This window comes from Escherichia sp. WS1450 (assembly GCF_046487395.1).
Taxonomy (GTDB): Bacteria; Pseudomonadota; Gammaproteobacteria; order Enterobacterales; family Enterobacteriaceae; genus Escherichia; species Escherichia coli.
In genome coordinates, this window is record NZ_JBJQJO010000115.1 from 1 (window position 1) to 1,228 (window position 1,228).

At 44.1% G+C, this 1,228-nt stretch carries 1 protein-coding gene and 1 pseudogene; both read left to right on the plus strand.

Annotation, left to right across the window (positions count from 1 at the left end):
• The first annotated feature begins 289 nt into the window (after positions 1-289).
• Complete coding sequence (locus ACJHYR_RS27760) at positions 290-1,090, plus strand: oxacillin-hydrolyzing class D beta-lactamase OXA-10 (protein WP_000846390.1); 801 nt, start codon at positions 290-292, stop codon at positions 1,088-1,090.
• Positions 1,091-1,106: 16 nt separating this feature from the next.
• Positions 1,107-1,228: pseudogene (locus ACJHYR_RS27765) on the plus strand (ANT(3'') family aminoglycoside nucleotidyltransferase); the annotation flags it as partial.

Genomic DNA, 1,228 nt, shown 5'->3' on the forward strand with positions numbered 1-1,228 from the left:
AAGTACATCAAATCCCAATCGTTGAGAGAATGTGGCAAGCTATCGCCCAACAAATCGCTGCAGCCGACCCAAAACCGCTACGCGGTTTCGGTCGGCTGAGCTCAGGCGTTAGGCCTCGCCGAAGCGAAAGATCGCTACTTGAAGTGTTGACGCCTTTGTTTTAAAGTTTCGCGTCTATCTTTCTGATTTTGTTAAAAAATCAGACTTTGATTAATCATGTTAGACGTCAGAGGTATTTTGACTTAAACGCCTCTGAGGTCGAATTAACGTTAGCCACCAAGAAGGTGCCATGAAAACATTTGCCGCATATGTAATTATCGCGTGTCTTTCGAGTACGGCATTAGCTGGTTCAATTACAGAAAATACGTCTTGGAACAAAGAGTTCTCTGCCGAAGCCGTCAATGGTGTCTTCGTGCTTTGTAAAAGTAGCAGTAAATCCTGCGCTACCAATGACTTAGCTCGTGCATCAAAGGAATATCTTCCAGCATCAACATTTAAGATCCCCAACGCAATTATCGGCCTAGAAACTGGTGTCATAAAGAATGAGCATCAGGTTTTCAAATGGGACGGAAAGCCAAGAGCCATGAAGCAATGGGAAAGAGACTTGACCTTAAGAGGGGCAATACAAGTTTCAGCTGTTCCCGTATTTCAACAAATCGCCAGAGAAGTTGGCGAAGTAAGAATGCAGAAATACCTTAAAAAATTTTCCTATGGCAACCAGAATATCAGTGGTGGCATTGACAAATTCTGGTTGGAAGGCCAGCTTAGAATTTCCGCAGTTAATCAAGTGGAGTTTCTAGAGTCTCTATATTTAAATAAATTGTCAGCATCTAAAGAAAACCAGCTAATAGTAAAAGAGGCTTTGGTAACGGAGGCGGCACCTGAATATCTAGTGCATTCAAAAACTGGTTTTTCTGGTGTGGGAACTGAGTCAAATCCTGGTGTCGCATGGTGGGTTGGGTGGGTTGAGAAGGAGACAGAGGTTTACTTTTTCGCCTTTAACATGGATATAGACAACGAAAGTAAGTTGCCGCTAAGAAAATCCATTCCCACCAAAATCATGGAAAGTGAGGGCATCATTGGTGGCTAAAACAAAGTTAAACATCATGAGGGAAGTGGTGATCGCCGAAGTATCGACTCAACTATCAGAGGTAGTTGGCGTCATCGAGCGCCATCTCGAACCGACGTTGCTGGCCGTACATTTGTACGGCTCCGCAGTGGATGGCGG

What these genes read in the sequence shown, in the direction of transcription:
- ACJHYR_RS27760 (WP_000846390.1), top strand. Translation starts at nt 290, where the DNA reads ATGAAAACATTTGCCGCATATGTAATTATCGCGTGTCTTTCGAGTACG.